The 6,950-nt window shown below is 26.1% G+C and carries 6 protein-coding genes and 3 riboswitches; of the genes, 2 read left to right on the top strand and 4 right to left on the bottom strand.

The window, feature by feature from the left end; translation table 11 throughout:
• Both ACRCYC_RS06905 and ACRCYC_RS06900 read right to left on the bottom strand, forming a co-directional pair.
• Positions 1-2,288 (bottom strand): SpaA isopeptide-forming pilin-related protein (locus ACRCYC_RS06905; RefSeq protein ID WP_438618394.1); only part of this gene is annotated, 2,288 nt, incomplete at its 3' end.
• A 45-nt stretch (positions 2,289-2,333) separates the two neighbouring features.
• Positions 2,334-2,417: riboswitch (cyclic di-GMP riboswitch) on the bottom strand.
• 39 nt (positions 2,418-2,456) lie between these two features.
• Positions 2,457-2,540: riboswitch (cyclic di-GMP riboswitch) on the bottom strand.
• 39 nt (positions 2,541-2,579) lie between these two features.
• Positions 2,580-2,663: riboswitch (cyclic di-GMP riboswitch) on the bottom strand.
• A 74-nt stretch (positions 2,664-2,737) separates the two neighbouring features.
• Complete coding sequence (locus ACRCYC_RS06900) at positions 2,738-4,192, bottom strand: DEAD/DEAH box helicase (protein WP_438618393.1); 1,455 nt, start codon at positions 4,190-4,192, stop codon at positions 2,738-2,740.
• A 104-nt stretch (positions 4,193-4,296) separates the two neighbouring features.
• Here ACRCYC_RS06900 and ACRCYC_RS06895 point away from each other — a divergent pair, with 104 nt between their 5' ends.
• A complete protein-coding gene (locus ACRCYC_RS06895; protein WP_438618392.1) occupies positions 4,297-5,046 on the top strand; it encodes a hypothetical protein in 750 nt (249 codons plus the stop codon).
• A 136-nt stretch (positions 5,047-5,182) separates the two neighbouring features.
• Positions 5,183-5,509 (top strand): hypothetical protein, encoded by a 327-nt coding sequence (locus ACRCYC_RS06890; protein WP_438618391.1) that lies wholly within the window; start codon positions 5,183-5,185, stop codon positions 5,507-5,509.
• 64 nt (positions 5,510-5,573) lie between these two features.
• On the opposite strand, the gene ACRCYC_RS06885 is transcribed toward ACRCYC_RS06890, so the two are convergent.
• Together ACRCYC_RS06885 and ACRCYC_RS06880 are read right to left on the bottom strand one after the other, a co-directional pair.
• On the bottom strand, positions 5,574-6,092 hold the full coding sequence (locus ACRCYC_RS06885; protein ID WP_438618390.1) for a fascin domain-containing protein: 519 nt from the start codon (positions 6,090-6,092) through the stop codon (positions 5,574-5,576).
• Positions 6,093-6,284: 192 nt separating this feature from the next.
• Positions 6,285-6,617 carry a hypothetical protein gene (locus ACRCYC_RS06880; protein ID WP_438618389.1) on the bottom strand — a complete coding sequence of 111 codons (333 nt, stop codon included), beginning with the start codon at positions 6,615-6,617 and terminating at the stop codon, positions 6,285-6,287.
• Positions 6,618-6,950 lie beyond the last annotated feature (333 nt).

Below are 6,950 nucleotides of genomic sequence, written 5' to 3'. Positions count from 1 at the left end.
TATGCTAAGTTTCCAAATTCTACTTTACCATTCTTATCTGTTATACCTTTTGCTACTTCTTTTTTATTGCTATCAAATATTGTAAATTCTGTATTTGATAATACTTTTTTACTATCTTTTGAATCTGTTTTTGTTATTTCTATTTTTCCTATAATCTTGTCATCTGTAATAGTTTTGCTTATTACTTGATTATTTGTTTTTACTTCGAATGGATACATTTTGTTATCTATTGTGTATCCTTCTGGTGCTTTTGTTTCTTGATAATAGTAATTTCCGTATGCTAAGTTTCCAAATTCTACTTTACCATCTTTATCTGTTACACCTTTTGCTACTTCTTTTTTATTACTATCAAATATCGTAAATTCTGTATTTGATAATACTTTTTTACTATCTTTTGAATCTGTTTTTGTTATTTCTATTTTTCCTTTTATTTTAGTGTCCACTATGTTTATGTTCATAGTTTTATCTGGTTCTACTTTTACAACTTGTCTTGGTGCTAAATTATACCCTTCAGGAGCTTTTACCTCTACTATTTGATAACTACCTTGTTTAATATTATCAAAAGTTACTACTCCTTTAGAATTTGTAGTTTGTGTATCTACTATCTTCCCATCTTGTACTAAGTTAAATGTTGCCCCTGATAAAACTGATCCAGACTCATTAGTTTTATTTATAATAATTTTTCCTGTTGTTTCTGTTTTCTCATCCTCTGCTACAACTTTAACTATTTTACTATTATCTGCTACTTCAAATGTTATTGGTACCTTATTGATCTGATATCCTTTAGGAGCTGTTTTTTCAACTAATTTGTAACTTCCATACGGCAATTCTAAGGTTATAGGACTAGTTGATGAAGTAGTAATATCTTTAATAACTTTCCCATTTGAATCAGTAACTGTATAAACTGCATCTGCCAGCATTTTTTGAGCCTTATCACCTTTTTCAACTTTTATTATCTCAACCTTTGGACTCTTTTTAGTTGTAACTTCTTCTGTTGGATTTCCATTTACATATGCTGTATTTGCAACTGTTTCTCCAGCTCCAACATCTTTCATACTAGCTTGTATAGTAATTGCCGCATCATCTCCAGGATTTATATCCGCCTTATCATTAACTACACTTAGTTGTTTTGTTTTATCATCATATGAAACTGTAAACTGACCTGTTTGACTTATTTTAACATCTGTTAATCTAGAGTCTAACTTATCTTCTACATTCATTGTATTTTTAAAAAATTGACCTGCTGAATCAAATAATATTTTATACTCTATATTTTGATCTTTATCATCGTTACTTACTTTTGTTTTATTTACAGTTTTATAAACATTTATAGCTCCTGCACCTGCCGATAATTTAACAGTAGAATTAGAGTTATTCTGTTTCCCATCATATATAAGTTTAGCCTTATTTACATATCGAATATCTTTTGGTGGATTTGGTAGTATTATAGTTTTATAATTAATAGAGTAACTATCATAATACAAATTCCCAAGATTTATTTTTAGAGAATCATTTTCAGCTAAAAGTTTCCCAGAATTTAAAAGTTCATTAGTTACATCTATATCTGTATTACTTTGATAATCATGCTTAATTATAGTTATACTATTTTTATCTAGTATCATTCCATTAGGAATTTGATCTTCAAAATGCGCATTTCCTACTTGTTCTTTTTGATCACGATTTATTTCTACATAATATTTAACAGGCTCATTTACATCAGTTATAAGTCCTTCCTGCTTAGAATCTAATGGTAAATATGTACCTTTATACATAATTGGACTGGATCCACTTTCACCAGCCTCACCTCTACCTTCACCTGTTAATGTAACAGTTTCAGTTTTACCATTAACAGCTATAACTATAGGATATTCCCCATCTTGAACATTTTCATTACCAACCATTGTAACACTTAAATATCCAGCTAACGCACTCTTTATATTATCATTAAAAGTTAATGTTAGAACTCCAGTATTTGGATCATAATTTTGACTTGAAAAATGTTTATCCGGACTTATTGGATTAACATCCCTAAATATTTTAGGTAATGTTATTGTAATACTATCTCCAGGATTAATTTTACTTGGATCTATAATCTTATAATCAACTCTTAAAGTTTTAATCATACCTTCTCTCACCGTATAATCATCAAAAGTTGCACTTGTTATTTCCACTGCATCGCTATTAGATACATCTTGGGCATATACCATTATTCCCGGTGAAATAAGATTTAAAATCATGTTAAATACAACTACTAAACTTAATATTAGTTTTTTCCCTTTGTTCTTCAAACAATCACCTCTTTTTTTTAATAAAAAAAGCTATATCCACATATTTGTAAATATAGCCGGTTGCATCACTAGCTCCATATATCCCAGATGCCCAAATACAGAATATACTTCTTCGCTTCTAATTTTATTAAGTTATTTTTAAAATAAAAAAGACTATATCCACAAGTTTGTAAATATAGTCGGTTGCATCACTAACTCCATATATTCCAGATGCCCAAATACAGAATATACTTCTTCGTTCCTATGTATTTAATTGTATTTTTAAAATAAAAAAAGCTATATCCACAAGTTTGTAAATATAGCCGGTTGCATCACTAACTCCATATATTCCAGATGCCCAAATACAGAATATACTTCTTCGTTTCTAATTTTTATTAAGTTTATTTATATAATTTTACCAAATTTCGATATTTTTTTCAACTATATATTAAATTTCTGCATTTTATAATTTATTTCGTATTATCCTTTCTTACCTTAACTAGCTTTTTCTTTATATTTATATCTTTATATTTTTTTAAAAACATTTCACCTTTATGATTTAATAAATCTACATACGAACATAAATCACATACTTCTATAACACCTATATCATCATGATTTATACCCTCAATATTACTCAAAGTTCCAACAATATCTATAACTCTGATTTTCTTCCTTTTACCTGCATTTAAATATATTCTAGTTACTTCACTATGAATTTTAGTTTCTTTTTGCTTTATTTTTCTATTTTTCAAAGCTTTTTTAGACGCTTCTTCAAATTTAACTTTACCTTTGTTTACATCAACACTATTTAAATTTTCTAAATACTCTATCCCATAACCTATATATTCTTTAATTTCATTTATATACTTTTCATCTTTATACGTAGCCAAAGTTATAGCCTTTCCATATTTATCTTGTCTGCCAGTTCTACCTATTCTATGTACATAATTTTCTTTATCATGGGGGACATCATAGTTTATAACCAATGATACATCATCTATGTGTATTCCGCGACTTGCAACATCAGTACTAACTAATATGTTATATTTTCCTTCTTTAAAATCCTTTATTACAAATATTCGCTTATCTTGTGACATATCTCCATGAAGTTCTGCTACTAATAATTTATCTTTTTTCATTTTATTGTATAGTTTAATTACACCATCTTTAGTATTTAAAAATATTATAGTTGTTTTAGGGTTATTAACATATATCAAGTTTTTCAAATCATTATACTTGTCAATATCACTTGTATATAGTATTTTTTCTTCTATTTGTTTTTTATTATTTATATCATCACTTTCAATTTGTATAATATTAGGATTCTCAATGTATTTATTGTATATATACTCTATATCTTTTTCTATCGTTGCTGAAAACAAACCTATATTGGTATACTTAGGCAATTTACTAAATATAAATTCCATATCATCTACAAATCCTTTATTAAGCATTTTATCAGCTTCATCTATAATAAAATAGCTTATATTGTCTAAATTAATAGTTCCTCTAGTTATATGATCTATTATTCTGCCTGGAGTTGCTACCACTACATGTACCCTTTGTTTTAATGAATTTATCTGTTCTTTTATAGGTTGTTTTCCAAATATAGCACTACATCTAATTTTTTTCAGTCTACCTATATTAGATATTTCATCTTTAACTTGAAGTGCTAACTCTCTAGTTGGTACAACTACTAATGCCTGTAAAGTATTATCATTAATATTTATATTTTCACATATAGGTATCCCAAAGCTAGCAGTTTTACCACTTCCAGTCCTTGATTTAACTACTACATTCTTACTATTTATAAGTTTAGGAATCACTTCATTTTGCACCTTTGATGGACACTCATATCCCATGTTGTATAATGCTTTTACTATAGATTTATCTAAGTTGAATTTTTCAAATTTATTAGTCATTACTACCACCTTATTTAACTAAATTTTATATAGTTATTTATTATAGCATAAATAAGAACTAATATACTTTCTTCAACATACAATGTAGTGAATCTATTAAGGAGGTGTTATTTATTTCTAGTAAATCAGATTTTATAGAATACTTAATAAAAAATATAGATACATTTAAATTACCACCAAACTTGTTTCGTGAGTATATGACTAGTATTAATATTATAAAAAATAATATTGACATTCCTTATCCCATATTTAAAAATATCTATGATAATAAATCTTATTATACAATCTTAAATTTAGAAAACTCTTACAAAATAAACTATAATTTAAAATCCGATTTGAAAAATGCTATGAAATTAGAATATCAAATATTTAATGAGTATATGAGTAATATGTCTAATTTATCCGATAAAACTACAAAAGATTCGTTTCAATTTATTTTAAATTCTAAGTTAATGAGTTTCAATTTATATAATAGCCTTTATAATCATGTGTATAACCGAGATTCAGAAAAAACAACTGAATTATATTACTGTAAAGAGTTTGCCTTACAGGATAATGCTATAAATTTAATAATTAATAATATAAAAGAGAATCAAAATGTATTATATGTAGATGGATACATAGTAAATTTAAAATTGGTTCCTTTATCTAGATTATTCGATTTTTATCTTGAAATTAGAGACTCTAGAGGCATACCATTTGCAAGCAAAACATTTAGAAATATAGATATAGCAGGCAACCTAGGTGTTTTTAAATCAAAGAAAGTATTGCTTCCATTTTTAGATAAAGAATATAATTTATTCGATGTTGAATTGAGTAATGTTACTTGGTATTATACTTATGATTTTGTGTAAATAGAAAGAGATGTTAGCAGTTTTGCTTAACATCTCTTTCTATTTTAGTCATAAATAATAAGTTCATATAATAAAATTAATTATAATCTAATTCTTTAGATAAATAATTTTTTAAATTTAAAAGGAGAGTATCCAAATGTTTGAAATGATAAGTTTTCCTTATAATAATAGACCTGTAGCTAGATTAGATTTTGATAATATTGTACATAATCACATATACCATAATTGTCCCGTTGGTAGAGTTTGTGCAAATCTGGTTTATGATAATAAAGATAATGTCATAGGCAAAGTAGATGAATCAGGCTATATATATTCTTATAAGTCTGAATCTATTGGAAGAGTTGATATTAATGGTTTTGTTCATGAAAATGATATACTAATCGGTAAAATCAAATGCTTCCAACCAATATCTCCTAATTTAGCCGGAGCTGCATATTTACTGTTAATACACAATAAGAGATAATTTAATCCACTAACTTTAAAATATAAAAAGCAAATCTATTTATCAGATTCGCTTTTTATATTTATTATTCTACAGTCTTAAATTTAAATATAGTTCTATTACCAGCATTTTCAGCTTTAGCAACAAGTTTTTTATCTTTTTCTCTTACTCTAACATAATATCCATTTGGAGCTTTTAATGCATATGATTTGTTATCTAACTTGTACAACTTAAATTTCGTAGCACCTTTTTTATCAGTATCTGCAATTAAAAAATCTTTATTATCTACCCTTATAAAATCTCCTCCAACTAATCTAAGTTTAATTTCATTTTCATTTATCATTACTAATTTGAAAATTCCATTTTCGTTAGACTTCTTACCTGTTGCGTATAAATATTCATCTTCTCCAACTACTACAAATTCATCTTCTACTACTGATTTTATCTTAACTTTTAATTTATCCTCTTCTGGCTTTTCTGGTTTATTATTTCCTGGATAATTTGGAAAATATTTTTCTATATAATCATTTATATAATCATTTACATTTGGCGGATATATTATAACTTTCTTTTGATCTCTATTATTTGCACAATTTATTTGCATACCAAAACCTCCATTATAGCTCAAATTTTTTAACTTCCATATATATTACGACAATAGCATTGTATTTGTTCATACTTTTTTAATATAAAAAAATAAAATATATAATCATAAAATTTTCGTTATTTATCATATTTTATAATTAAAAATGGAACTAATCTCATAATATGAGTTAGTTCCATTTAATTTCATTAATTATTTACAACATATTTTATGACAAGTCTTGCACAAGCTCTTGTTATCTTCTAATATAGCTATTAATATTAACTCTTCTAAACTCGGATGTCCACATGGTAGTCTACCTCCATCAGCTAGTTTTCTCAAACTTGCTTTTAATCCTGGATGTCCACATGGTAAATCTAAATCTTCTAATAAATCTAATACAAATTCACCTAAAAAATTGATTATATCTCTTTCATTTTTATGGTTGCATGTTGGAAATTCTCTCCACTCACAGTTTTTGTTACAACTATTACATTTATTGCAATTACAAGAATTATGACACTTAATCTTTTTGTTGCAGCACATACAATCAACTCCATAGTTTTTATATATGGATATTTATATCCACAATTTAATATATGAATTAAATCTTTTTTTGACATCATTTTATTATTTTTTGTAAATTACTTTATAATAAGTCACATTTTAAACAAAATCCAATATATTGATACAAAGAATATATATTCTTTACTCTAATAGTAAAGGAGGATTATTGTGAACAGTAGATCATTTTTATGTTGTCGCTGTAAAAAATGTGGAAGATGCGTTTTATTCTTTAAAATATGTCCTAGATGTGGATGCTGTAGATGTTGTTGTAGATGTGGATGTAAATGCTAATACTTTAAGTTAATATAAAGG

The sequence above is a fragment of the Paraclostridium sp. genome, assembly GCF_051657365.1.
Classification (GTDB): Bacteria; Bacillota; Clostridia; order Peptostreptococcales; family Peptostreptococcaceae; genus Paraclostridium.
The sequence above is the reverse complement of the archived record's forward strand: the minus strand, read 5'-3'. Positions and strand labels throughout refer to the sequence as shown.